Below are 24566 nucleotides of genomic sequence, written 5' to 3' on the forward strand. Positions count from 1 at the left end.
AGTCGTATTGTGCTTTTAAACCGGGGAGTTGTGTTGCACAAGCGTGATAAAGACAAGCCTTTTCCCGTTTCCGCATACCTTTGATTCCAAGCTCCCAAGAAGTAATTGAACACAAAACGGCAGCAGCCAAACATTTGACGAATGAGTTGCTGTTGCTCTGTATTGGGGTAGATCCGATATTTATAGGCTTGATAAACCAGGGGTTTCGAAGAAACCTCCTGCGCAGACACGAGCATGTGCAACAGCTCCTTTTAGTGATCTCATCCATATTATAGCACATATGTTCGTCTTGATATCGAAAACTGCTGATTCATCCCCACCCTATCGAGGGTGGAGGTATTCTCGGCTTTTTTAGATAAACGAACCTCTCTCTCTATGCATGTTCCATTGACGGTCAACGGAGCCCGCTATATTATATTATTTCAAGTGCTTCTTTCTGGAGTCCGTTCCAGATTCATCCTAAACTGCAGTTATACTGCTACAATCTGAAGGAGATTTCGTTTACTATGAAAAGAATGTCCGTCCTCTTCACCGCTTTCTGTCTGCTCACTGTCCTTTTTTCTCCCCAGCAATCCCGGGCCGCTGCGGCAGCACCAGCCAAACTTGCCGTCTATGTTGATAAGGAGAACCATTCGTTCATTCCGCTAAGATTCCTGAACGGCTTCGCCGGCATCCAGTCTGTTGTAAGCTCTGCTGGAGGCCAGATCCGGGTAACACGTGATGATTTGTCTGTTACCTTCACTCCAGGCACGGCCGGAGCCTCCGTCAACGGCAAGCCCGTTACCCTGGGCGAACGTCCCTTTAGCGAGAATGGCATGACCTATATTCCATTGTCTCTCGTCAGCCAGACGCTTGGCATACAGCTCCAGTGGAATAAAGATTCCGCATCGCTTAAGCTTAAGAGCGGTGAGACCACAGCCACCTTACCCGTGCAGAACGGCGCCCTGATCAAGAGCGGTACGCCTGCTGTAGTCAGCGGCAAGCATACATACAAGGTCGGCGGACGTTCCTTCGCCGTGCAGACCGTTACAGTCTCCCTGCTGCATCCGTCGGTGAAGCTGGATGCCGTCCTGGCCGGAAATACTGTCGGCAAGACAGAGGCGCTCGCCAGCATTGCTAAGCGCAGCAATGCCGCAGCCGCCATCAACGGCACCTTCTTCGATGCCTACACCAAAGGCACCTATTATGCTCCCTACGGCTACATTATCAGCGGCGGAAAAATGCTGAAGAACAGCCCCGGAGACAAGCGGACGGTCTTTGCCTATGACAGCAACCTTCTGGCTGAGCTGATCCCGGGCAGCGAATTCATGGACCGCTTCAACGCCGGCTCCATTCAAGGCGCATTGCAGGCAGGCCCGCGCCTGCTGGTGAACGGCAAGGTATCCCTCAATGTGCTCGCCGAGGGCTTCAAGGACCCTAAGATACTGACAGGCGGAGGCTCCCGCAGCGCGCTGGGTCTGACCCGCGACCACAAGCTGATTCTGTTGACCTCCGGCGGGGCAACCATCCCCCAGCTGGCGGAAATTATGAAGCAGGCAGGTGCGTACCAGGCGATGAATCTGGATGGCGGAGCCTCAAGCGGCCTTTACTATAACGGCAAATATCTGACCACACCCGGCCGCCTGATCAGCAACGCATTGGTCGTCCAGACCAAATAATATCCGGCTATAAGCATCTATATGGAGGCATGTCTCCCATCCTGAACAGGTTGGAGACATGCCTTTTTCGCGTTCACAAGCCTGGAACTCATCCACTGATTCCGTAAATCAGGCAGAATAAGGAATCCACCTGCGGGGGATAATACAGCCAAAGAATCCAGATTCCAGCAGAAAGGAGCCCCCGAAGATGCCGCAGAATCAGCAGAAAGGCCGGAAGACAGGCAAAGATCCCGTGGAAACCTCTGTGCCCGCACCGCTCCCGCTGAACACCTCACTAGAGGTGAATTTGCAGGAAATCGGAAAGCGGATCGGCAGCAGCTCGGATATCGTCATCCGCAACTTCACCAATGAATCCCTGAGCTCCCTTTCCCTTACGTTCATATATATTGACGGCCTGGTGAATGCCGATTCTGTCAACCAGACGGTGCTCCAGCCATTGATGGAGAATGTGACGCTGAAAGGAGATACGATTACCGCCGAAGCGGCTTTCAGCATGATCAAGGATCAGATGCTGCCGGTCGGGGGTGTCAAGGAAGGCAAAACGCTGGAAGTTCTGCTGGCTATGCTTTTTGAAGGCTATACGCTGATTCTGTTCGAAGGACTTCAGGTCGCACTGGCCGCAGACACCTCCGGCTGGGAGAAGAGAAGCATTAACGAACCAACCTCCCAGGGTGTCATCCGCGGTCCGAAGGAAGGCTTCACGGAAAGTCTGCGCACGGGCACCTCCATGCTGCGCCGCCGGCTCAAAACTACCGATCTGCGGATCGAAGAATATAAAATCGGCCAGCGTACCCAGACCGGAATCGCCATCATTTATTTGAAGGGCATCGCCAGTGAACAGGTGCTGACAGAAATCCGCCGCCGGCTTGATGCCATTAATACGGATGCCATTCTGGAGAGCAACTATATTGAAGAATTCATTCAGGACGGCGGCCTGACCCCCTTCCCTACCATTCAGAACACAGAACGTCCCGATGCTGTAGCCGGAGGCATTCTGGAAGGACAAATCGGGATTATTATTGACGGCACCCCCTTTGCCCTGCTGGCGCCGTCTACCTTCTTCAACTTCTTTCAGTCCAGTGAAGACTACTACCAGCGGTATGATATCTCCTCCTTTCTGCGGCTGATCCGCTACGGGGCTTTCTTTGTGTCGATGCTGCTGCCCGCACTCTATATTGCAGTCACTACCTTTCACCAGGAAATGCTGCCGACCACCCTGCTGATCAGTCTCGCTGCCCAGCGTGAGGGGGTGCCGCTGCCCGCGCTGGCGGAAGCGCTGCTCATGGAGCTCACCTTCGATGTGCTGCGCGAAGCGGGGGTGCGCATGCCGCGCACCATCGGACCGGCTATCTCCATCGTCGGCGCGCTGGTGCTGGGCCAGGCTGCCGTTCAGGCCGGGCTTGTCTCGGCGGCTATGGTTATTGTGGTTTCTTTTACGGCCATCTCGAACTTTGTGATTCCGTCACTGGCGATTGCCAACTCCATCCGGCTAATCCGCTTTGTCATGATGTTCATCGCTTCAACGCTTGGCTTGTTTGGCATCATGTCCTTCATGATGGTGCTCCTGATTCATATGGCGGGACTGCGTTCCTTCGGCGTTCCCTATCTGTCTCCGGTAGCGCCGATGATTCCGCGTTATCTGAAGGATATCTTCATCCGCGTTCCGCTATGGAGCATGAATATGCGTCCCAAGACCGATCTCGGCAAAGAAACCCGCAGACAAGGGCCGAACCAGAAGCCTCAGCCTGTTGAAGGAGCGAATCAAGGAGCACCGGAACAGCCGAAACCTCAGGGGGAGGGTCCAACATGAATGGAAAAATCGGCACCACCCAGGCAGCCATGCTGGTTGTTAATACGATTCTGCCGACGGCTACCGTCGTGCTGCCCATCATTATTAGCACCTATGCAGAGCAAGATGCGCCAATGGCAATTATTTTGTCCACCTTGGCCGGGCTGCTTATTGCTGCAATTGTCGGGACTGTGATTCAGAATAACAATGGCGCTCCTTTTCTGGACTGGGTCAGGGAGAAAAGCTCTCCGGTAGTCTCTACCATACTCGGTCTGCTGATGCTGCAATTCTATCTGGATACCACGGCAACGATTCTGCGTGAATTCGTCAATTTCATCAAGGATAATGTACTGATCAACACACCAGTTATCGTACTGGTGATCCTGATTCTGTTCATCACCATCTATATGGTCAGACAAGGGATCGAATCCATTGCCAGAGTGAATACCCTGGTCATTCTGCTCTATTTCGTCTTCGTCCCCCTGTACCTGTTCGGCTTGTTCAGCGATCTGAATGTGCATAATTTATTGCCGATGTTCGATCACAACCTGGCTGAATTAACACTGGCCAGCTTGACGCCGACCACCTGGATGTCTGAAGTGGCTGTGCTGCTGTTTCTGGCCCCCTACCTGCAATATCCGCAGAGAGCACGGATTATCGGGTGGATCGGACTGCTGTTTGTCTCCGTTCTGATGATGTTCTCCCTGATCTCGGCCCTGATGGTGTTCGGTCCGGATTTCATCAAGCTCAGCACCTATCCGGGCTTTTCTACCGTAGGCATCATAAGGATCGGGCGTTTCATAGAGAAGCTGGATATTCTGTTCATCTCCTATTGGGTGCTCTCGATCTATCTTAAATTTGCGATCTTCCTATTTGTGACGGTAGAGTGCTTCAAGCAGACGTTCCGGGTGGGCAGCAGCCGGCCGTTCATCGGGGCTCTGGGTCTGCTCATCGCGCTGGAATGCCTGTTCTCCTGGCAAAGCACGGCCAAGCTCAACATGTACAACAAGGAAGGACGTTTTGTAGTCTTTTTCCTGTTCAATGTGCTTGTGCCGCTGGGGGCTATCCTGCTGTACCGGGTCCACAAGTCGAAGTCCAAGCGGAAGGGGGTGGAAACATGAATACACAGAGAAGAGCGCTATGCCTCATCCTCTGTCTCCCGCTTCTGTCCGCCCTTCTCTCCGGCTGCTGGGATGACCGCGAACTGAATGAGCTGGGGGTTACCTCAGGTTCGGCTTATGACTGGGATAATAACGAGTGGAAAGCTACCTATCAGGTCATCAACCCTTCTTCCGGTGCAAGCGGAATGGGCGGCAGCGGGGGAGGAAGCACAAGCTCACCGCCCTTCGTTACCTTCACGGTAAAGGGGCGGACGATTATGGAGGCGATCGAGCGGACCAATCTGACCAGCACGCGTGAGATGTTCTTCTCCCATTCGCGGATTACGGTCATCGGGGAAAGTCTGGCCAAGCATGGCATCAATCAGCTGATCGACATGTTTCTGCGCAAGCAGGATGCCCGGGAAACCGTATATGTGTTCATCTCCAAAGGCGAAGCCGGCGATATCCTGGATCAGCTGATGCAATTGACCAAAAACCAGGGCGCCGGTATCCAGCTCATGATTGAACAGGAGTCGCGGCTGCTGTCCTTTTATCCCGGTACACGCCTGTTTGAGCTGGCGATGGCCCTTTCCTCCGAGTCCGGGAGTGCGGTATTGCCGGAGATTCTGCTTACGGGTCCGGATATTATGGATGAGACCAGCGAGACCGGCCGGACAGATCTGTCTTCACGCCTGGCGCTGGGCAGACTGGGTGTAATCAAAGGCGAGAAGTTTGTGGGCTGGCTCAGCCAGAAACAGGCCTTCGGCTTGTCTTTTATGACAGACAATATCGAGACCGCAACCATCGCCTTCGCTTCCCAGCCCCGGAAGAGCGACAAGCTTGACGCCTCGTTCATCCTCCAGAATTCCTGGACTAATGTACATCCCGTCTGGGCTAAAGACCATTTCATCATGGATATAGACATCAAGGGCAGCGGGGTATTAACGGAGCTGGGCAGCGTTATGGATCTGAATGACCGTAAAGCGATCAGTGAAATGGAAGCATCCCTCGAACGGCAGGTACTCGATCTCGTGAATAACTCCTGGACGGAGGTTAAAAAGCTCGGCGCAGATGTCACAGGCTTTGCGGTAAGAGTTCACCGCAGCGACCGCAAGCGCTGGAAGCAGATAGAGAAGGAGAAAAGCTGGGACAGCGTATTTCAGGAGATTGAGATCCGTCCGCATGTCTCGTTCCAGATTGAACGGACAGGCCTCAGCAATAAATCGTTCAAGTCTGTCCAGCAAGAGTAAAGGAGCTTCACTATGAAAATAGCTATAACTCTTATACTCTATATTCTTGCCTTCTTATGGGGCTGCACCAGACTGCGCGGAAAGGGCCGCCAGCTGCACCGCCTGTGGCTGGGCTGCATTCTTGTCTATTGCGCTTATATTAATATTTGCGGAATGACAAGAACCCCCTTCATTAGTGTCGGGATCTTGTATACGGCGTTCTTTCAGCCTATCGGCAGGGCAATAATCTATTGGTTAGGAGGCTGAATGCTGATTATGCCCAAAAAAGAACAGGTGTCCTCCCTGCAAATTGCGTTCATGATTATGCTGTTTGAAATTGGCAGCACGCCGCTGTTCCTGCTTGGAGGCAAGGCCAAGCAGGATTCGTGGCTGGCGATGTGTACAGGTTCAGCCGCCGGATTCATCCTGCTTCTGCTTCTGATGTGGATTCAGCACCGTTCTCTGAATACGGATCTGATAGGAATGCTGAAATTTCATTTCGGCAAGGTTGCCGGCTCATTCATCGGCGGTGTCTACGGCCTCTATTTCGCCTATCAGTCCATGCGTAATGTCCGTGATTTAGGTGAGCTCACAGCAATCACCATGCTGCCAAGAACCCCGATGGCCGTAACGATGTTAGTCTTTGTGCTTCTTGCCCTCTATGCGATCTGGAAGGGGGCTGAGGTTATTTTCCGGCTGCCGGAGGTTCTGCTACCGGTGATGATCTTCTTTTACATTGTGCTTGTTGTGCTGCTCGGAATTATGGGATCGATTGATTTCGGTCGGCTGGCTCCGGTCATGGAGGGCGGACTGATGCCTATCGTCAAAGCCGCGCTGCCGGATATCGTCTCGTTCCCGTTTGGGCAGATGATCGTATTCCTGATGCTGTGGTCCTTATGGGAGAAGCCCGGTGTGCCTGTAAAATATACCGTGAACGCCTATCTCCTGATCAGTCTCTTCCTGATCTTCATGAATGCGCTGAATGTGGCAGTCCTCGGCCCGACGATTGCGGGAATCAGCCAGCTGCCTTTTCTCAAAACCGTCCGGACCTTATCGAACCTCAAGTTTGTGGAACGGCTCGATATCCTGGTGACCATCCAGCTCTTTCTGGGACTGCTGATTAAGATGATGCTCTTCTACTTCTGTTCTGTAAAAGCTATTGCGGAGCTGACCGGCAAACCGGCCAAATGGTGGGTCTTTCCGGTAGGCGCCGTTATCTATGGAGCTTCCTTTCTGGAGCGCGACTACACGCAGCATATCGCCATCGGCCTGGGCCCCAGCCTCAAGCTTGACCCGGTGTTTCAGGTCGCCATCCCCCTGCTGCTGGCCATTTCCATATTGGTGCGCAGCGGGATTAAGCGATCCACTTCGTAAGCCGGTCCCAGCCAGGCTACATTACCCGGCGGCGCTGCAGAAGGTTGGCAAAACGGGTTGTTGAAGGTAAACTGGCTGTTAGATCAGTCATTCTGCCTAGGAGGTTCAAGCCAATGGCCAAAGCCGATTATATGTTGTCTATACTCTGGATGCTGAAGCAGCGCAAAAGAACGGCCGCCGAACTGGCAGGCGAGCTTGAACTGAGCGTCCGTTCGATCTACCGCTACATCGATGCGCTGTGCGCCAGCGGTGTCCCTGTAGAGGCCGATGCCGGGCCGGGCGGCGGTTTTTGGCTGCCGGAGCATTTCAGCACCGCTCCGCTATTCTTCAATGATGGAGAACGGCGGGCACTTGTACAGGCATCTGCTTTTGCCAGGGGGAGCGGCTACCCTTACGTCGATGAGCTCGACGGGGCAATTGCCAAGCTTAAGCGTTACAGCAATGAAGCCCAGCTGTCGCAGATGGAACGCCATGAGAGCGGACTTGCGATCCTCCACTCCCCTGGAGAGCACCCTTCGATGCTGCTTGAAGAACTGGAAGTCTGCACTGCGGACGGTCTCTCTCTTCAGATGGAATACCGTAAGGGGAACGGTACCCCGGCTTCCTCCCGTTGCATCGACCCTTATGGTCTGGTGATGTGGAAGGGCCAGTGGTATCTCTCCGGCTTCTGCCATCTGCGCCAGGATATCCGCAACTTCCGGGTGGACCGGATCACCGGACTGCAGCGGACAGGGGCAGCCTTCCTCCGTCCTGACGGATTCTCAGCACGGGATTTCTTATTGCAGAGGCTGCTCCCTGTAACGGAGCAGGTCTCTGAGTTAACCGCTGTGGTCATCGAAGCGGAAGAAGCCACTCTGAACGATCTGTGCAGTCACTGGCTGTTCGGACATACGCTGGAGCGGCGCAGCACGGGAAGTGCCCGGTTTCTGCTGGATCAGGCTGCCTTACACAGCTTCGTCCCTTATTTCCTGTTGCCTTACGGCAAATCGCTGGCCATTGTGGAACCCGCGTCCCTCAAGCACAAGCTGTCCAGGGTTGCTGCGGATCTCGCCGAACATTATAAGGAATCTTAATCTCCTGGAGGATCACTGACCGCAGCTGTCAGTGATCCTTGTGTATATTGTTCACGAATCCAATCATGCCAGGAGGAACAAGAATGAGAGAATTGAAGTATGACTTCTATATTGGTGCTGCCGCTGCAGAGGTATGGGAGGCTCTAGTCTCCCCGGAGAAGGTCCGGCAAATCTATTACGGAAGTGTGATCCGCTCCAGCTTTGTTGTGGGTGAGCAGCTGGAGTATGTAGGCCCGGGGGCCGCCGGGGAAGAAACGGTGCATGTCTACGGCACTCTGCTCGAATATGTTCCGCAGCAGACGCTGCGCTATACCCATAAGACCGGCCCCGCTTACCTCACGAATAGAGAGAGTTATGAGTCTGTCATCACCTGGAAGCTGGAGCCGGCGGGCGGCTGTACCAGGCTGACACTGGTACACGGAGACTGGCATCCGGATGACCCTTCCTACGATGCCAGCAACAGTTCATGGTGGCAGATTCTTAGCAATACGAAGACGCTGGCAGAAACCGGCCGCACACTGGATTTCGGCAGCTGGTAGTAGCAGCAGACAGCCTCTGTTATATTCAAACAATCATCACCACAGAATAGACGCTTCTAATTTATTACTCTTCCGCTATCCCTGCTATAAAGAGGCTCGTGCCGCTTTTGTAGCAGGGATTATTTTATTCTTTCCCTAGGGAAACATTCTTGTTGCAAGGACAAAATTATTCTCATATACTAATATTGTGGCAGGCTGCAATAATCTATGCCGCGTGAACAATACACTATATAAATGCATACTCCATACTTATGGCTATATATTCATTCATTCCATTTCATACGAAAGAAGGAGATCTTATGGCTGAAGCCGTTATTCCATTGTCAGAAGCTGTGAACGGCAGTACGCTGCGCATCAGCGGCATTGAAGTTCAGGGTGTGCTGCGGAGAAGACTGCTTGATCTGGGATTCGTCGTCGGCAATGCTGTAGAAGTGCTGCGGCGCAGCCCGCTGGGAGATCCTACGGCATTCCGGGTAAGCAATACGACGATTGCCCTGCGCCGGGAAGAAAGCTCTTTAATCTACGGGCAATTAATTGGAGGCGGTGAAGGATGAGCCAGTACACGGTCGCTTTTGCAGGCAATCCCAACACGGGTAAGAGCACGCTGTTCAATCTGCTGACCGGCATGCGCCAGCATACCGGCAACTGGGCAGGCAAAACCGTAGTCACCGCCGAAGGCGGGTTCTCCCACAAGAACCACACGTACCTGGCTGTGGATCTTCCGGGCACCTACTCGCTCTACTCCAACTCCGCCGATGAAGAGGCTGCAAGGGACTATATTATTTTTGAACAGCCGGATGTAACGCTAGTGGTCCTGGATGCTACCTCGCTGGAACGCAATCTTAACCTTGCCCTGCAGGTACTGGAGATCACCGGCCGTGCCGTGGTCTGCATCAATCTGATTGATGAAGCCCGCCGGCTTGGAATTGATATCAATCTGAAGCGGATCTCCAAGAGGCTCGGCGTTCCCGTAACCGCTATTTCTGCCCGTAACAAAATCGGTATTGAAGCGCTGCTTGATCAAATCGAGCGCGTGGCCACGGGTGCATTCAAGGCAGAGCCGCTGAAAATCACCTACAGCGCTGACATTGAGCAAGGCATTGCCGAGCTGATTCCTATGGTTGAGCAGACCATCGGTTCGAGATACCCCGCCCGCTGGATTGCCCTGCGGCTGATGGATGGTGATCACAGCCTGCTTACTTCGCTCAAAGCCCGCATGGGCCGCAAGAATATTCCCGTAAGCGAGGAGGTAGTCGGCCATGGAATCACCGCATGCCATTAACGGTCACGACCCGGTGGATTCTCTGCTCGCGGCCGCTAAGAAGCTGGCTGATAAAGGGGGAATCCGCGATGAGATTGTCAGCGGGATCTACGGCGTATCCGCCGCCATCTGCAGCGATGCAGTCACCTACCAAGATAAGAAGAAGCTGGGCAGCACCTATAAACTGGATAATATCGTTACCTCCAAGCTCTGGGGCTTCCCCATCATGCTTGCCGGTCTCGGCCTGGTATTCTGGATTACGATTGCCGGGGCCAACTATCCTTCAAGCTGGCTTGCCTCCCTCTTCAGCTGGATCGAGGGCTATCTGACTGCAGGATTCACCGCTGTTCATGCGCCGGCCTGGCTGCACGGCGTCCTTGTGCTCGGATTGTACCGCGGAACCTCATGGGTCATCAGTGTCATGCTGCCGCCGATGATGATTTTCTTCCCGGTGTTTGCGCTCCTGGAGAATTTCGGGTATCTGCCCCGGGTAGCTTTTAACATGGACCGCCTGTTCAAGAAATCCGGCGGCCACGGCAAGCAGGCCTTAACGATGTCGATGGGCTTCGGCTGCAATGCTGCCGCCATTCTCTCGACCCGCATTATTGAATCGCCCCGTGAACGGATGCTGGCTATTCTGACCAACAACTTCGTGCCCTGCAACGGCCGCTGGCCCACACTTATCCTGCTCTCCTCCATGTTCATGGTCGGGGCCGCGACAACCGGAATGCTGCGCACCTTCTCCACGGCTCTGGTACTGATGGGCATAGTGCTGGTCGGCATTACCGTAACTCTGAGTGTATCCTGGGTCATGTCCAGAACAGCGCTGCGCGGTGTGCCTACCCATTACACACTGGAGCTTCCGCCGTACCGCCGCCCGCAGATCTGGAAGACGATCGTCCGCTCCTCCAAAGAGAAATCGCTGAATGTGCTGACCCGTGCCATCGTCGTAGCCGCCCCGGCCGGCATCATCACCTGGATTCTCGGCAATGTGTTTGTCGGCGGGGAGAGCGTGCTCAACCATATGGCTGCATTCTTTGATCCTTTTGCCCAGCTGCTCGGCATGGACGGCTTCATTATTATGGCCTTCATCCTCGGGCTGCCGGCCAATGAGATTGTACTGCCGATTCTGCTGATGGGCTACATGTCCTCGGGTGCCATGGTCGATATCGAAGGTCTTGGCAGCATCAAGGATATCTTCCTGAGCCACGGCTGGACCTGGCTGACTGCACTGAATATGATGCTGTTCTCCCTGCTGCACTATCCTTGCGGCACCACGCTGGTGAACATCTACAAGGAGACCAAAAGCATGAAATGGGCGGTGCTCTCCGCCGTCATTCCGCTCGGCATCGCCATCGCGGTAACCTTCCTGGTTGCAGCCGCCGCCCGGCTGTTCGGCTGGGTATGATGGCACGCCGCTGGCCCTGCTCCCTGCCGCTTGAGGCGGGGGGAGCCGGTGACAGAGCGGGGCGACGGGGCCGGGCGATGGAGAGAGGCGACGAGGCGGGTGGCACGCCGCTGGCCCTGCTCCCTGCCGCTTGAGGCGGGGGGAGCCGGTGACAGAGCGGGGCGACGGGGCCGGGCGATGGAGAGAGGCGACGAGGCGGGGCGATGGAGCGGGACGTCGGGGCGGGGCGATGGAGCGGGACGCCGAGCGGCCCCCTTCCCCTCCCTCCCTTCAAAATCTTGCACGAAATACAACAATCCCATCGCGATAAGCGGCGAAAACCAAAATTGTTGTACAGAATACAAGATTTCCCTTATTTTCATTGAATTCATGTAAAAATTCTTGCATTTTCTACAACAATTCTCTCTAATGCCCCGGTATCTCTACCTCAAAGTTGTAATTTATGCAACATTTGAATCAGTTCATCTTATTATCAGCGATCGGAAGGCTACTATTTAGGAGGAGCGTTACATACGAGCTGCATAACTTCATTTCGCGCACGCAAAAGCCTAAAATTACTCTGCAGATATCAAAAACTCCATAAATTTGCGAAAATCAGCCTCTCAAGCCACTCTACAGCCACTCCCCATGCTACTCTACAAGTACCTCTACTACTGCTCTACTCCTACTCTCCAGCTACTCTCTTGCTACACCCCAGCTATTCTCATACTACTCCCCATGCTACTCTACAAGCACCTTTACTACTGCTCTACTCTACAGCTACTGCTCTACTCCTACTCTACAACTGCTCTACAACTGCTCTACAACTGCTCCCCAGCTACTCTCTTGCTACACCTCATGCTACTCTACAAGCACCTTTACTACTGCTCTCTACTCTACAGCTACTCCTCTAGCTACTCCTCCTCTACAGCTACTGCTCTACTCCTACTCTACAACTGCTCTACAACTGCTCTACAACTGCTCCCCAGCTACTCTCTTGCTACACCTCATGCTACTCTACAAGCACCTTTACTACTGCTCTCTACTCTACAGCTACTCCTCTAGCTACTCCTCAGCTACTCCCCATGCTACTCTACAAGTACCTCTACTATCGCTCTACTCCTACTCTCCAGCTACTCTGCTACCGCTCTACTACTCTCCAGCTACTCCAATGCTACTCCCCCAGCTATTCTCATACTACTCTCCAGCTACTCTACAAGCACCTCTACTACTGCTCTACTCCTGCTCTACAACTGCTCTACAACTGCTCTACAACTGCTCCCCAGCTACTCTCTTGCTACACCTCATGCTACTCTACAAGTACCTCTACTACTGCTCTCCACCTAAGCTACTCTACAAGCACCTCTACTACTGCTCTACTCCTGCTCTACAACTGCTCTACAACTGCTCTACAACTGCTCCCCAGCTACTCTCTTGCTACACCTCATGCTACTCTACAAGTACCTCTACTACTGCTCTCCACCTACTCTGCTACCGCCCTACTACTGCTCTACTGCTCTCCAGCTACTCCACATGCTACTCTCCAGCCTATTCTCTACTACTCTCCAGCTACTCTACAAGCACCTCTCCTACTACTCTCGAACTACTCACCAGCTACTCTCTTACCACTCTTCAGTTACTCTCCAGCCACTCTCCAGCCACCCTCATCCTACTCTCATGTCCCTCCTACCCTACCGCTCCAGCTGCCGCCAATCCATCTCCCGTAACCTTCCGTCTTGGCCATTTGACTCCCCTTCTGCTTAATGTTAGGGTGATTTGGAAGCCATAATTTTCCGGGAGGGAATGTTCATGACAGCAGTGAAGCTCAGTATCGATTACGATGCATTTGAAGAAGGTAAGCGGATAGAGACGGAGATTGAACAATTGAGCAGTAGCCCCGAAGCCGCTGGAGTAAGCAGTCTGACGATTGGCGATTGGGGGCAAGCCTACGAGAACAGCTCGGAGGATGCCGTCCAGGCGCTGGTGAAGCACAGTGCAAGTTTCCCTTCGCTGCGCAGGCTTTTTATCGGGGAAATGGGGTATGAGGAATGTGAAATTTCGTGGATTACCCAAACTGACCTCTCGCCGCTGCTTCCCGCTTATCCGGAGCTGCAGTCATTGACTGCGCAGGGCGGCACGGACTTGCGGCTGAGCCAGCTGCAGCATGACAAGCTCGAAGAACTGATTATTATAACAGGCGGACTCGGCAAAAATGTCCTGGCCGATATCGCCGCCGCCAATCTGCCGAATCTGCAAAAGCTGGAATTATATCTAGGCGTGGACAACTACGGCTTTGACGGCGGTCTGGAAGACCTGTATCCGCTGATCGAACCCGGAAAGTTCCCCAAGCTTACCTATCTGGGACTCAAAAATAGTGAAATCCAGGATGAAATCGCTGCAGCCTTAGCCGATGCACCTATTCTGGATCAGCTCGAGACGCTCGACCTGTCACTCGGAACCCTTAGCGATACCGGCGCCGAGGCGCTGCTCGCCAGCGGGAAGATCAAAGGACTAAAGCTGCTCAACTTGAGCCATCATTATATGTCTGACGGAATGATTCAGCGCTGGAAGAACAGCGGACTGCCTGCCGATGTCAGCGACCAGCAGAAAAGCGACGACGAGGATGACTTGCGTTATCCGTCGATCACCGAGTGATGCCACCCGTAGAGCCGCTGATTGTGTTCTGCAATCCCGGCGACAGGCGCTCGGAAGGCATCCAGCAGGCGCGAAGCCGCCTCGGCATGCCTCCGGCGGTCCTGATTCCGTACGCCGGGCTGCTGCAGGGCCAGCCGCTGGCTGATTTGCTGGAGCAGGCGGGGCAGCGGGTTGATGGGATGCGGGTGCTGGATGCATTGCAGGGACAAGCAACGGTGAATTCACCGGCACCGGACAGATTGCCGGACCTAACAGAGTCGGCTGCCCAAGGCCGCGACACCAGCCGGCAAGCCAGGCCGGCAGCTCCTGCCCCGGACACGGCCCCAGCTCCTGCCCCGGACACGGCCCCGCCGCTGCTGCGGCTGGAGTCGCCGGGCGGCAGCTTCGAAATCGAGCGCGCCCTGATCGCACTCGGTGCGCCGGATGCGCCGGACGCAGACGACTCGCTGCATCCTTACGGCGGCCAGCCGGACCTCCGCCCGCTGAGCTTTAAGGCGGCCGGCGCGCTCAAGGATATGCCGGGCGTGCTGCATCATCCGTCCCAGTGGTTCCGCGGCTACTGCCGGCTGCTGGCCCGGATTCAGCGTGAAGCCGGGCAGCTCCTGCCCGCCGCCCGTTGGACCAACCATCCCGGCGAGATCGCGGCCATGACGGATAAACGCTGGACGCAGCAAATACTGGCTGCGGCTGGCGTTCCTATTCCCCGGCCGCTTATGGACAGCAGCGGACAAGCCCCTGTGGACTACGCCTCCCTCCGCGGGCTGATGCTCTCGCAGCGGATGCACCGCGTATTCATCAAGCTGGCCAGCGGCTCAGCCGCATCCGGCGTCATTGCCTATCAGTTCAATCCGGCAACGGGAGCTGAGGTGGCGGTCACTACCATCGGGGTCGAGAGCTATATCACCCGTCCCCCGGTGTATTATAATTCCGGCAAGCTGCGGCGCTATACGGACTCTGCGCTCCTCACCGGAATCATCAACTGGCTCTACCGCCACGGCGCCTATGCCGAGCAGTGGATTCCGAAGCCCGGCGCGGGCGGGCAATCGTTCGATATCCGCCAGCTGGTTGTTGCCGGTGTGGCCTGCCACTCGGTTGCGCGGGTAAGCAGCACACCGATTACGAACCTGCATCTGCGCAGCCGCCGGATGACTCCGGCCGAAGCCGGACTCACGGAGGACATGCAGGCAGAGGTACGGCATACGGCCGAGCAGTCTCTGGCTGCTTTTCCGCGTTCCTCCGTGGCGGGAATTGATGTATTGGTGGGGAGCACCGGGCGGACGTATACGGCGGATGTGAACCCTTTTGGCGATTTATTGTACGATGTGGAATACCACGGCTGCAGCACCTATGAATGGGAAATGAAACAGCTATCCGGGAGGAACCTGGCCCTATGACCGATATGAATGCCGTAGTCGGCACCCACGATATCTTAATGATTACGCTCGATACGCTGCGCTATGATGCCGCTGTTCTGGAGGAGGCCAATTGTCCCAACCTGTGCGGCAGCGGTTCCTGGGAAAAGCGGCATACGCCCGGCAGCTTCACTTATGCAGCCCATCACGCCTTCTTCGGCGGATTCCTGCCCACTCCGGCCACTACGAATAAGGCTGAGCATGTGCGGCTCTTCCATTCCCGGAATACCGGACTGAGGACGCATCCCCATACCTGGCTGTTCGATACGCCGGATATGGTGTCCGGGCTGGCAGCGGCGGGATATCAGACGGTGTGTATCGGGGGCGTAATCTTTTTCAGCAAAAAGGTTCCCCTCGCCCGTGTCCTGCCCGGTTATTTCCAGCACAGCTACTGGCGGATGACGTTCGGGGTAACGAACCCGCGCTCAACGGAGCATCAGGTAAATCATGCGCTCAAGATACTGAATAATACCGCGCTGGACCAGCGATTGTTTATGTTCATTAATGTCTCTGCGATCCACGGCCCGAATCATATGTTCCTGCCTGGTACGAAGCGTGATTCAGTGGACAGCCAGCGCGCTGCACTCCGCTATGCCGACGGCGAACTGGGGCGTCTGTTTGCTGCCTTCCGCGAACGCGGTAACCCGGTGTTCTGCCTGGCGTTCTCCGATCATGGAGAAGCTTACGGCGAAGACGGCTATCTGGGCCACCGGCTCGCGCATGAAACGGTATGGAATGTCCCTTACCGCGAGTTTATTTTATAGCGATACCATCCCGCAACAGGAAGGAGAACGTATGACGTCAATCCGGCAATCCCTTCATCATAAGAGCAATGACGAAAGACCTCCCTTCTCCTCCGGGGAGCTTCAGGAATGGACCGGGCAGATTACGGCCAATCCTTACCGCAATTATCTCTATTCCTATCCGCACAAAACCGCTTACCGCGAGTTCGCGGCCCCCATTTCTTTAGAGGAACTGTGGCGGAACGAGCCTGCGGAGAGTTTTTTCTTATATATGCATATTCCCTTCTGCGGCGCTCGCTGCGGCTTCTGCAACCTGTTCACCCTGCCCGATAAAAGAGCGAATGTCCACGCCGAGTACGTGGATGCGCTGGAACGGCAGGCGAAGCAGTGGGCTGCTTTTACCAGTCACAAACCTTATGCGCGCTTCGCCATCGGCGGCGGAACGCCAAGCCTGCTGGCTCCCGCGCAGCTGAACCGGCTGTTCGGCATTGCTGCGGATATCATGGGCGTGGACCTTGCAGCCACATCCATCTCCGTCGAAACCTCACCCGAGACGCTGACGGAAGAGAAGCTGTCGATCCTGAAGGAGCATACCGTCGACCGGGTCAGCATGGGGATTCAGAGCTTCGTGGCCGCTGAGTCGGCTGCCATCTACCGGCCGCAGGACCCGGACGTGGTATACCGGGCGCTTGAGCTGCTGGGTAAATATGATTTTCCCATCCTCAATCTGGACCTGATCTATGGGCTTCCGGGTCAAACGGTGGAATCATGGCTGTATTCGCTGAATCAGGCGCTGCTGCATGAGCCGGAGGAGATCTTCATCTATCCGCTCTACACCCGTGAGCACACGATTGTGAAGCCGGGCGATCTGCTGCGCCAGACTGATATCCGCCATGAATGCTATCAGGCCGCAGGCCAGCTGCTGGCAGAGCATGGCTACCGCCAATATTCGATGCGCAGGTTCGCCAAGGAGAACGCAGGAACTGCTAAAGATATTCTCGATTACAGCTGCCAGGAGGAAGGCATGGTCGGCCTCGGCTGCGGTGCCCGCTCTTATACCCGGAATGTGCATTATGCCTCCCGCTACGGCGTCAGCCGCAAAGCTACTGAGAGCATCATCGCTGACTATGTAGCAGCCGAACGTTATGATACTGCTGACTACGGGATTGTACTGAGCCTTGCAGAACAGAAACGGCGCTTCATTCTCAAAGCTATCCTGAATAGCGAAGGTCTCACCGTGGCAGATTACAGCCGGAGATTCGGTTCTACGCTCTGGGAAGATCATCCCGAGCTGGGCCTGCTGGTACAGAGCGGCTTCGCCAAGGATGAAGAGGGCATCCTGCGGCTGACTCCGGATGGGCTCGGCTACTCCGATTCCATCGGCGACTGGTTTATTTCCGGCGAGATCAGGGAGCAGATGGAAGGGTTCATCCTGCCATGAAGGCGGTCCTCTACTACCGCGGCTCCCTCTCCTCCTGCAACTATGACTGCCCTTACTGCCCTTTCGGCAAAACAAAAGACAGCGCCGCCACCCTCGCCAAAGACCGCGAGCATCTTACGGCCTTCGTCCGCTGGGTGTCGGAGCAGGGAGCGGCAGGCCACCGGCTGTCTATTTTCTTCAATCCCTACGGGGAAGGACTTACACACCGCTGGTACCGGGACGCGCTAATCACTCTATCCCATCTGGAGCATGTGGACAAAGTCGCCATTCAGACGAATTTGTCGGCCCGGCTTGATTTCACCGCAAAGCTGAATCCGGCAAAAGCCGCCTTCTGGGCGACCTATCATCCCGGTCAGGTAAGTGAGGAACGGTTCCTGGCGCAGTGTATGACTGTATACGGGCAGGGCATTCCATTCAGCGTGGGCAGTGTAGGTGTTCATGGTGCTTTTCCCGCTATTGCTTCGCTGCGTGCCGTCCTGCCGGAGGATGTCTATCTGTGGGTGAACGCCTACAAGGACAAGCCGGATTATTATACGCCAGAGGATGTAAGCTTCCTAAGCGGGATAGATCCTTATTTCCGGATCAATGCCGTTGACTACGACAGTCTGGGCAAAAGCTGCAATGCAGGCAGCAACGTGTTCTATGTGCAAGGTGCAGGTCTCGTGAAACGCTGCTATAAAGACCGCGCGGTCATCGGTAACCTCTACCGCGATGGTCTCGAAGGACTTGCTGCGCAGCGCAGCTGCCGGATGAAGGTCTGCGACTGCTACATCGGCTATATTCATATGCCGGAGCTCAGCCTGGAGCAGATTTACGGCTCAGGATTGCTGGAGCGGATTCCTTACGGCGCGGGAGAGAGAATCCCAGACGAAATGAGGGAAATGGGGATTCAGCGGTGAGCGGATTGGGTTGGCGGGTTAGGTTGACAGATTCGATAGAATTGATACGGCGATGGATAGATACCGCTAAGGTAGGGCGAGTTCCAAACACACTTTCTCTTATATGTGGGCGAATGCAGACGCAGAGAGGCCACGGATAAGTGTATTTCGTACAATTAAAAGGAGGATAAACACCGGATTTGTGCGGATAAGTGTATTCTGTACAACTAAAAATGGCCGAAGGCGCTCCTTTGGGGAAAGTCAGTCCTTTTAGTTGTAGAAAGTGCAGTTATTGGACTGGAAAGACAATGGCTGGTGACTTTAGTTGTAGTAAATACAGTTATTGTCGGATGAGGTTCTTGGCTTCGAGCAGAAGTCTGGTTCTATCTCCTAGGCCGCTATTTCGAAAGAGTACCGTTCAATGGATAGAGCAAATATGGCTACAAGGTGGCTACAATATGGCCACAAGGTGGCTACAATATGGCCAAAAGGTGGCTAACAAGGTGGCTACAATATGGCCACAAGGTGGCTACAATATGGCCACAAGGTGGCTACAATATGGCCACAAGGTGGCTACAATATGGCCACAAGGTGGCTACAATATGGCCACAAGGTGGCTACAATGTGCTTACAATGAAGCGAAAAGTTACGGGAGGACAAAGCAATGACAGCTCAGCTACATGCTCAGACACAAGCAGGGGTAACGATATGGCTCACCGGCCTGTCCGGGGCGGGCAAGTCCACGCTTGCCGCTCTGCTCAAGGACCGGCTACAGGAGCAGGGCCGGGCAGTGGAGTGGCTTGACGGCGATGAGCTGCGGCGCACACTGGGCCGGGGCCTCGGCTTCAGCCGCGAGGACCGGTTCGAGAATATCCGCCGGGCGGTCTATATTGCCGGCCTGCTGAACCGGCACGGCGTGGTCACTGTGGTCTCGGTGATCAGCCCTTATGCCGACATGCGCAGCTATGCCCGCCGGGAGCTGCCGGGGTTCGTGGAGGTCTATGTAGACTGCCCGCTCCCCGTCTGTGAAGCGCGGGATGTCAAAGGGCTGTACGCCAAGGCCCGCTCCGGTGAAATCCAGGCCTTCACCGGGATCTCCGATCCTTATGAGGCTCCGGACCGCCCGGAGCTGCGGCTGCACACGGCAGAGCGTACACCAGAGGAATGCGTGGAGGAAATGATTGACTGGCTTACGGAGAACCGGCTCTATCAGCCGTGGCGCTAGAGTTAGAGTGCGGACATTCTCCTGCTTCGCCTGCACTATGAGCATAATAGAAGGGAGACTTATAGCTTTTAGCTATGAGCCTCCCTTCTATTGATATGAAGCTCACGGCTACCGGAACCGCAAAGTGCTGCTATTGGTTTCATTTGCATCTGTTTGATTCCCATACGGACTGGAGAGCTCTTATTCGGCTGATTCCCGTCCATTATCATATCTTACGGACTGGAGAGACCTTATCCTCCGCACAATATCGCTTGTGGCAGGCGATTCGGTAAATAAGGTCTCTGGTGTCCGCAAGTCTCCAAAAAGCAGCACTTTGCTCGAAATAAGGTCCCTGGTGTCCGCATAAGTGTATGACCCACCTGTTACGCTGATCTCCCTCCGCCCCCGTTGCTCCATCCTGTCACGTTCTTCCAACAAACCAGCCGCGTTGCTCAGGTATCCTCCAACGTTGCTTTCCCCGTCACATCTTACTCCGCCTCATCCCGCTTTAATCTTCCTTACACTATTTCCGTGATTTGTTACTTTGACGGCGCTGCCAGGTTAGCCCTAGTGCTATCAAGATCACCATCCCCGCACCCGCTCCCACATATAGCAGCCATGGTGCTGTTGCTGAATGGTTGTCTACAGGTACTGAAGGTGCATCACCTTCAGCGGTCTCTGGCGGAGCTGTCGGCGACCCGCCGCCGGTACCTGGCCCCAGCTCATTCAGATCTTCCTGCGCGTCAGCGTACAGGGCAGTCCGGCTGCACAGGCTCGTAGTCAACTCACTCTGTTCTGCATTCCCCTTCGCTAGGTTTCCATCTGCTTCCGCTCCTCTTGCATAAACCATGTAGCGTTCACCCTCGGCGAACTCAAAACCGCAGCTGTCTCCGGACTGAGCCGTACTTACGGTCACTTGATTACCCAAATCACCCTTCCAGCGGGCACCCACCTGAAAGGTAACCTGCATGGGATCAGCGCTGGATTGGATAATTCCGAATGGTTTGGCGACCGATATTACGGTGCCTTCAAACACAGCCGCACTGTCCTCCAAAGCCTCCAGCGGAGGAGCTGGTATGACACAAGAACAGGCATAGGTAACCTGCGGACGTACGGTCAGTAGTGTCATGAAGACAAGCAGGGCACACAGGAACATGAGCAAGACGCCCCGGATTCTTTTTATCGCAATCATCATAATCACTCTCCTTATCCACCAGACGAAATTCCCAGAGAAAGGTTACTCTATACACCATAAAATCCCATGCCAGCTAAAAGGCACGCGGGAATGATAGGACAGTCAGCGTAATAACAGCTACGTGATAACGGCTGCGTCATGAGCATGTGCTACCAGCTATGCCTGACGGATATATGATAGCAGCTGGCTCATCATGTCTGCAGGCTAAACCCCAAGGCTTACCCGCATCTACTTTCTGCATCTGCTCTTCGTATTTACTCTCTAAATTCACTCTCTATGTCCACCCTCCGCCTCGATCTCCCGCGCAATTGCGGTCAGCTGCCGCATCCCTTCGCGAAGCAGCGCTTCGCTGGCGAAGGAGTAGCTGAGGCGCAGCCACGACTTCATCTCGCCCAGCGGATCACAGATTTCACCGGGAACGAAGGAGATGGACTGCTCCATACAGCGTATAAAAAGCGCATCTACGGACACTGTGTCCGGCAGCTTCACCCACAGGTTCAGCCCGCCCTGCGGCGCTGTCCATTCCCAGCCGGTGGCCGCGAGCTCCTCCTCCATAATCTCCTTATGCACCTGAAGCGCGATCCTCAGCTTGCCGAGATGCTGCTGCAGGCGCGGCGAGGTGTAGTAGTGGAGGAATATCTTCTGATTCAGCAGCGGCGTCCCGTTGTCCGCCAGGGATTTGGCGGCAATCAGCCGCTCCATGAACGGATAACGGCAGGCTACTGCGCAGATCCGCAGCCCGGGGGCTACATACTTGCTGAAGCTGCTGATATAGATGACCCAGCCTTCGGTATCATAGGCAAAAAACGGCGCCGGCGGCTCCTCCTCAAAGTGCATATCACGGAACGGATCATCCTCCACCAGCAGGCAGCGGTAACGCTCCGCCAGCTCAACAAGCAGCTTGCGCTGCTTAGCCGGCACCGTATAACCCGTCGGATTATGGTGCGTCGGGTTAATATAGAACATCCGCGGCTTATGCCTGCGCATCAATTCCTCGACCGCCGCCAGATCATACCCCTGCGGCGAGATCTCCACCGGAACCAGCCGCGCGCCTGCCCGGCGGAAAATATCCAGCGCCACACTATACGTCGGACGCTCCACCAGCACGGCATCCATCGGGCCGAGCATGATTCCGGCGATCAGATTGATCGCCTGCTGCGCGCCCGAGGTAATCAGCAGCTCGCTGGCTGATAACTGCAGCCGGTACCGGTCATGGAAATGGCTGCTCAACGTAGCACGCAGCTCCTCATCCCCCTGCACGGTGGAATAGGTACCCATGACCTTCGGGTAGAGGTCGAATACTTTTTTGACATAATCGGACAGGAACAGGTTGGGCAGCAGACCCGGATCAATCAGCGCCTGAGAGAACTGGTAAGTGACCGGCTTCCGCTGAATATCGGACATCGGACTCTTGACCGTATACCCCAGCACTGCTGCTCCTTCTTCCACTGAGTTGGCCAGCCGGCTGCCCGGCGATACATAATATCCGGATTTGTCTTTGACATACAGCATACCGTTCTCCGTCAATGCCCGGTAAGCCTTAAATACCGTCAGCCGGTGGACACCCAGCTCATCCGCCAGCAGCCGGATCGACGGCAGCTTGTCGTGGGGCTTCCACTCCCCGCGCCCGATCCGGTTCGCCATGAACTCATAGACTTGGCGGAACAAGGGATTACTTTGCTCTGCTCCCACTGACTTCTTCATATACCCCCGCCCTCTCCACAATATACTCGCAACCGCCCCGCTGCCCACAGCTCGCCGCTCACCGTTCGCCGCTCACTCCAGCGCCCACTTCCGCCAACTGCTCTTTGCCCTATTGTACAGCATTCCGCCCGGCAACTGTTCTGTGTTCTGCAATCTGTTCTGCGCCTATGAGGATATGATTAACAGAATACTTTAAGAGATTGCCACATTACCACCACAAAGGGGCACGGAAACATGATTATGTTAGCTTATTCACTGGTCTGTCTGATCTTCGGCACAACCTTTCTCGCGATCAAAATCGGCGTAGACGCCGGAGCGCCGCCGTTCTTCTCTGCGGGACTTCGTTTTTTCACGGCAGGGGCGGTGCTGTTCCTGTTCATGGTAGTGAAAGGCAAAGCCAGCTTCTCGCTGCTGCTGCGCAAGGAAATGCTGTTCACCGGAGCGACGCTGACCTTCGGCACCTTCGCCGCACTTTACTGGGCCGAGCAATATGTATCCTCCGGACTCGCGGCCGTATTATCGGCAACCGGGCCGATGATGATTCTACTGATGCAGATGGCTTTTCTCCGGCAAAAGGCTCCCGCCTACTCACTCTTCGGCTGTATCATCGGCTTCACCGGCGTACTGCTGCTTGTGCTGCCCAGCCTTGCGGCTGACGTCACTCCGCTCTGGCTGATCGGCTGTGTTGTCGTCCTGATCGGAGAAATCTGCTATGCGGCAGGGGCGATCTACTCCAAAAAAGTAACCACCACCTTCTCCGGAGTATCCCCTGTAGCACTGAACGCGGCCCAGATGATGTACGGCGGAGCGCTGCTGTTCATCATCTCGCTGTTTACCGAGCCGCTGCATCCCGCCTTCCTGTTGTCGTTCAAAACCGCAGGCTCCCTGCTCTACCTGACCGTTGTCGGCTCCATGGTTGGTCATACCCTGTTCTACTGGCTCGTCTCCAAGACGAATCCCGTCTTTCCGTCGACCTGGCTGTATATCTCTCCGCCGATCGCCGTCGGAGTAGGCTTCCTGTTCTATAACGAAGCGGTAACCTGGGTAACGCTGCTTGGTGTATTCACCATTATCGCTGGCACGGTCCTTGTGAATGCGGGCGCGCTGAAGCAGCTGATTTTCAAACAAAAACCGGCAATACCCGTACTTCAAAAAACAAGCATTGAAGCTCTTCCGCAGGATTAATTAATTCTGCCCTTGTCAAACAAAAACAGCCTGGACCTTTACAAAGGGCTCCGGGCTGTCCTGTTATTTTCACCCTATGGCTCAAGCACCCTGAAGTATAACGCTACTCCTCAGAGCTGAAATACAAATTCAGCGGCAATTCCTCATCGCTCTGGAAACTGTTCGATATTCTGTATGTGATATACAGCTTGTTCTCACCCTCGCCATATGTCCATGATTCTTGGATAAAGCCTACTGACGGCATGAGCGGAAGCGCCATCCGGTCAATCGTCTGAACCGATTGCTCGACTTTGTCAGCCTCTTCATCATCCGCAGGCTTGTAATGTTCCAGAAAAGCACGCACTAGCTCCCTCGCATTCTCGTACCCGGACTCCGATCTGGGAAAGACCGTCCCAATCCGGTAGCCGATGATTGTATCGGTAGTAACATCTGCCGTAATCTGCTGGATGAACTCCATTTGATTGACGGTCAGGACATCATCCTGCATGATTGTACCCAAATTCGGATCATATTCCCCCACAGCATCGGTAACCCCCAGAACGGCAAGCCCGTCCTCGAGCGGCTGGGTGAACACAGCCCTGTGCTCTTCCACCTGTGTGAACAATTCTGCGTACTTCGGGGTGTCCTTGCTGCATCCGGCAAGTAACAACAATAGGATGACTATCCCGCAAATGAGAACGAAGCATGATTTCCTCAAATGAATACACCTCCTTGCCTGATCAAACCTTACCATACACGT

General features: G+C 54.8%; 21 protein-coding genes and 1 pseudogene. 18 read left to right on the forward strand and 4 right to left on the reverse strand.

Features of this window, described 5'->3' with window-relative positions:
- A pseudogene (locus QW71_RS37185) lies at window positions 1-236 on the reverse strand (helix-turn-helix domain-containing protein); the annotation flags it as partial.
- A 270-nt stretch (window positions 237-506) separates the two neighbouring features.
- Here QW71_RS37185 and QW71_RS18995 point away from each other — a divergent pair.
- From QW71_RS18995 to cysC, 17 genes are all read left to right on the forward strand, one after another.
- Entirely contained in the window at window positions 507-1658 is a 1152-nt protein-coding gene (locus tag QW71_RS18995) for a phosphodiester glycosidase family protein (protein WP_039301995.1), read from the forward strand.
- A gap of 187 nt (window positions 1659-1845) precedes the next feature.
- Window positions 1846-3468 (forward strand): spore germination protein, encoded by a 1623-nt coding sequence (locus QW71_RS19000; RefSeq protein WP_083442623.1) that lies wholly within the window; start codon window positions 1846-1848, stop codon window positions 3466-3468.
- A complete protein-coding gene (locus QW71_RS19005) occupies window positions 3465-4568 on the forward strand; it encodes an endospore germination permease (RefSeq protein WP_039301998.1) in 1104 nt (367 codons plus the stop codon). The genes QW71_RS19000 and QW71_RS19005 overlap by 4 nt, the downstream gene beginning before the upstream one ends.
- Window positions 4565-5797, forward strand: a complete 1233-nt coding sequence (locus QW71_RS19010) for a Ger(x)C family spore germination protein (RefSeq protein WP_039302001.1) — start codon at window positions 4565-4567, stop codon at window positions 5795-5797. The genes QW71_RS19005 and QW71_RS19010 overlap by 4 nt, the downstream gene beginning before the upstream one ends.
- 12 nt (window positions 5798-5809) lie before the next feature.
- Window positions 5810-6043: a hypothetical protein gene (locus QW71_RS19015; RefSeq protein WP_039302004.1), complete on the forward strand. Its 234-nt coding sequence runs from the start codon at window positions 5810-5812 to the stop codon at window positions 6041-6043.
- A gap of 9 nt (window positions 6044-6052) precedes the next feature.
- Window positions 6053-7150: an endospore germination permease gene (locus QW71_RS19020; protein WP_039302278.1), complete on the forward strand. Its 1098-nt coding sequence runs from the start codon at window positions 6053-6055 to the stop codon at window positions 7148-7150.
- A 113-nt stretch (window positions 7151-7263) separates the two neighbouring features.
- Window positions 7264-8223, forward strand: a complete 960-nt coding sequence (locus QW71_RS19025) for a YafY family protein (protein WP_039302007.1) — start codon at window positions 7264-7266, stop codon at window positions 8221-8223.
- Between the two features lie 83 nt (window positions 8224-8306).
- Window positions 8307-8762, forward strand: coding sequence for an SRPBCC domain-containing protein (locus QW71_RS19030; RefSeq protein ID WP_039302010.1), 456 nt, complete (start codon window positions 8307-8309; stop codon window positions 8760-8762).
- Window positions 8763-9061: 299 nt separating this feature from the next.
- The gene (locus QW71_RS19035; RefSeq protein WP_039302013.1) at window positions 9062-9316 is read left to right on the forward strand and encodes a FeoA family protein; all 255 of its coding nucleotides are present in this window, start codon (window positions 9062-9064) and stop codon (window positions 9314-9316) included.
- A complete protein-coding gene (locus QW71_RS19040; protein WP_039302015.1) occupies window positions 9313-10044 on the forward strand; it encodes a FeoB small GTPase domain-containing protein in 732 nt (243 codons plus the stop codon). The genes QW71_RS19035 and QW71_RS19040 overlap by 4 nt, the downstream gene beginning before the upstream one ends.
- Window positions 10022-11431 (forward strand): nucleoside recognition domain-containing protein, encoded by a 1410-nt coding sequence (locus QW71_RS19045; RefSeq protein WP_039302017.1) that lies wholly within the window; start codon window positions 10022-10024, stop codon window positions 11429-11431. The genes QW71_RS19040 and QW71_RS19045 overlap by 23 nt, the downstream gene beginning before the upstream one ends.
- Before the next feature lie 1788 nt (window positions 11432-13219).
- Window positions 13220-14065, forward strand: coding sequence for an STM4015 family protein (locus QW71_RS19050; RefSeq protein WP_039302020.1), 846 nt, complete (start codon window positions 13220-13222; stop codon window positions 14063-14065).
- Window positions 14065-15459, forward strand: coding sequence for an STM4014 family protein (locus QW71_RS19055; RefSeq protein ID WP_039302023.1), 1395 nt, complete (start codon window positions 14065-14067; stop codon window positions 15457-15459). Before QW71_RS19050 ends, QW71_RS19055 begins: the two co-directional genes overlap by 1 nt.
- Window positions 15456-16241, forward strand: a complete 786-nt coding sequence (locus QW71_RS19060) for an STM4013/SEN3800 family hydrolase (RefSeq protein ID WP_039302026.1) — start codon at window positions 15456-15458, stop codon at window positions 16239-16241. The genes QW71_RS19055 and QW71_RS19060 overlap by 4 nt, the downstream gene beginning before the upstream one ends.
- A 31-nt stretch (window positions 16242-16272) precedes the next feature.
- Window positions 16273-17661: an STM4012 family radical SAM protein gene (locus tag QW71_RS19065; RefSeq protein ID WP_047013857.1), complete on the forward strand. Its 1389-nt coding sequence runs from the start codon at window positions 16273-16275 to the stop codon at window positions 17659-17661.
- Window positions 17658-18560 carry an STM4011 family radical SAM protein gene (locus tag QW71_RS19070; RefSeq protein WP_047013858.1) on the forward strand — a complete coding sequence of 301 codons (903 nt, stop codon included), beginning with the start codon at window positions 17658-17660 and terminating at the stop codon, window positions 18558-18560. The genes QW71_RS19065 and QW71_RS19070 overlap by 4 nt, the downstream gene beginning before the upstream one ends.
- Before the next feature lie 643 nt (window positions 18561-19203).
- Window positions 19204-19764, forward strand: coding sequence for an adenylyl-sulfate kinase (gene cysC / locus QW71_RS19080; RefSeq protein WP_039302032.1), 561 nt, complete (start codon window positions 19204-19206; stop codon window positions 19762-19764).
- 502 nt (window positions 19765-20266) lie between these two features.
- Here the strand turns inward: cysC and QW71_RS19085 are convergent.
- Together QW71_RS19085 and QW71_RS19090 are read right to left on the reverse strand one after the other, a co-directional pair.
- The gene (locus tag QW71_RS19085) at window positions 20267-20938 is read right to left on the reverse strand and encodes a hypothetical protein (protein ID WP_052770090.1); all 672 of its coding nucleotides are present in this window, start codon (window positions 20936-20938) and stop codon (window positions 20267-20269) included.
- 267 nt (window positions 20939-21205) lie between these two features.
- Window positions 21206-22642, reverse strand: coding sequence for a PLP-dependent aminotransferase family protein (locus tag QW71_RS19090; RefSeq protein ID WP_039302035.1), 1437 nt, complete (start codon window positions 22640-22642; stop codon window positions 21206-21208).
- Window positions 22643-22876: 234 nt separating this feature from the next.
- Between QW71_RS19090 and QW71_RS19095 the strand changes: the two genes are divergently transcribed.
- Window positions 22877-23827 (forward strand): DMT family transporter, encoded by a 951-nt coding sequence (locus tag QW71_RS19095; RefSeq protein WP_039302038.1) that lies wholly within the window; start codon window positions 22877-22879, stop codon window positions 23825-23827.
- Window positions 23828-23930: 103 nt separating this feature from the next.
- Here QW71_RS19095 and QW71_RS19100 read toward each other — a convergent pair whose 3' ends face one another.
- The gene (locus QW71_RS19100; protein WP_152679806.1) at window positions 23931-24524 is read right to left on the reverse strand and encodes a hypothetical protein; all 594 of its coding nucleotides are present in this window, start codon (window positions 24522-24524) and stop codon (window positions 23931-23933) included.
- Window positions 24525-24566 lie beyond the last annotated feature (42 nt).

The organism is Paenibacillus sp. IHB B 3415 (assembly GCF_000802655.2).
GTDB classification, from domain to species: Bacteria; Bacillota; Bacilli; order Paenibacillales; family Paenibacillaceae; genus Paenibacillus_AQ; species Paenibacillus_AQ phytohabitans.

Bases quoted from the DNA above. Each gene is read 5' to 3' on its own strand.
- QW71_RS18995 (WP_039301995.1), top strand. From the start codon at position 507: ATGAAAAGAATGTCCGTCCTCTTCACCGCTTTCTGTCTGCTCACTGTC.
- QW71_RS19000 (WP_083442623.1), top strand. From the start codon at position 1,846: ATGCCGCAGAATCAGCAGAAAGGCCGGAAGACAGGCAAAGATCCCGTG.
- QW71_RS19005 (WP_039301998.1), top strand. From the start codon at position 3,465: ATGAATGGAAAAATCGGCACCACCCAGGCAGCCATGCTGGTTGTTAAT.
- QW71_RS19010 (WP_039302001.1), top strand. From the start codon at position 4,565: ATGAATACACAGAGAAGAGCGCTATGCCTCATCCTCTGTCTCCCGCTT.
- QW71_RS19015 (WP_039302004.1), top strand. From the start codon at position 5,810: ATGAAAATAGCTATAACTCTTATACTCTATATTCTTGCCTTCTTATGG.
- QW71_RS19020 (WP_039302278.1), top strand. From the start codon at position 6,053: ATGCCCAAAAAAGAACAGGTGTCCTCCCTGCAAATTGCGTTCATGATT.
- QW71_RS19025 (WP_039302007.1), top strand. From the start codon at position 7,264: ATGGCCAAAGCCGATTATATGTTGTCTATACTCTGGATGCTGAAGCAG.
- QW71_RS19030 (WP_039302010.1), top strand. From the start codon at position 8,307: ATGAGAGAATTGAAGTATGACTTCTATATTGGTGCTGCCGCTGCAGAG.
- QW71_RS19035 (WP_039302013.1), top strand. From the start codon at position 9,062: ATGGCTGAAGCCGTTATTCCATTGTCAGAAGCTGTGAACGGCAGTACG.
- QW71_RS19040 (WP_039302015.1), top strand. From the start codon at position 9,313: ATGAGCCAGTACACGGTCGCTTTTGCAGGCAATCCCAACACGGGTAAG.
- QW71_RS19045 (WP_039302017.1), top strand. From the start codon at position 10,022: ATGGAATCACCGCATGCCATTAACGGTCACGACCCGGTGGATTCTCTG.
- QW71_RS19050 (WP_039302020.1), top strand. From the start codon at position 13,220: ATGACAGCAGTGAAGCTCAGTATCGATTACGATGCATTTGAAGAAGGT.
- QW71_RS19055 (WP_039302023.1), top strand. From the start codon at position 14,065: ATGCCACCCGTAGAGCCGCTGATTGTGTTCTGCAATCCCGGCGACAGG.
- QW71_RS19060 (WP_039302026.1), top strand. From the start codon at position 15,456: ATGACCGATATGAATGCCGTAGTCGGCACCCACGATATCTTAATGATT.
- QW71_RS19065 (WP_047013857.1), top strand. From the start codon at position 16,273: ATGACGTCAATCCGGCAATCCCTTCATCATAAGAGCAATGACGAAAGA.
- QW71_RS19070 (WP_047013858.1), top strand. From the start codon at position 17,658: ATGAAGGCGGTCCTCTACTACCGCGGCTCCCTCTCCTCCTGCAACTAT.
- cysC (WP_039302032.1), top strand. From the start codon at position 19,204: ATGACAGCTCAGCTACATGCTCAGACACAAGCAGGGGTAACGATATGG.
- QW71_RS19085 (WP_052770090.1), bottom strand. From the start codon at position 20,938: ATGATGATTGCGATAAAAAGAATCCGGGGCGTCTTGCTCATGTTCCTG.
- QW71_RS19090 (WP_039302035.1), bottom strand. From the start codon at position 22,642: ATGAAGAAGTCAGTGGGAGCAGAGCAAAGTAATCCCTTGTTCCGCCAA.
- QW71_RS19095 (WP_039302038.1), top strand. From the start codon at position 22,877: ATGATTATGTTAGCTTATTCACTGGTCTGTCTGATCTTCGGCACAACC.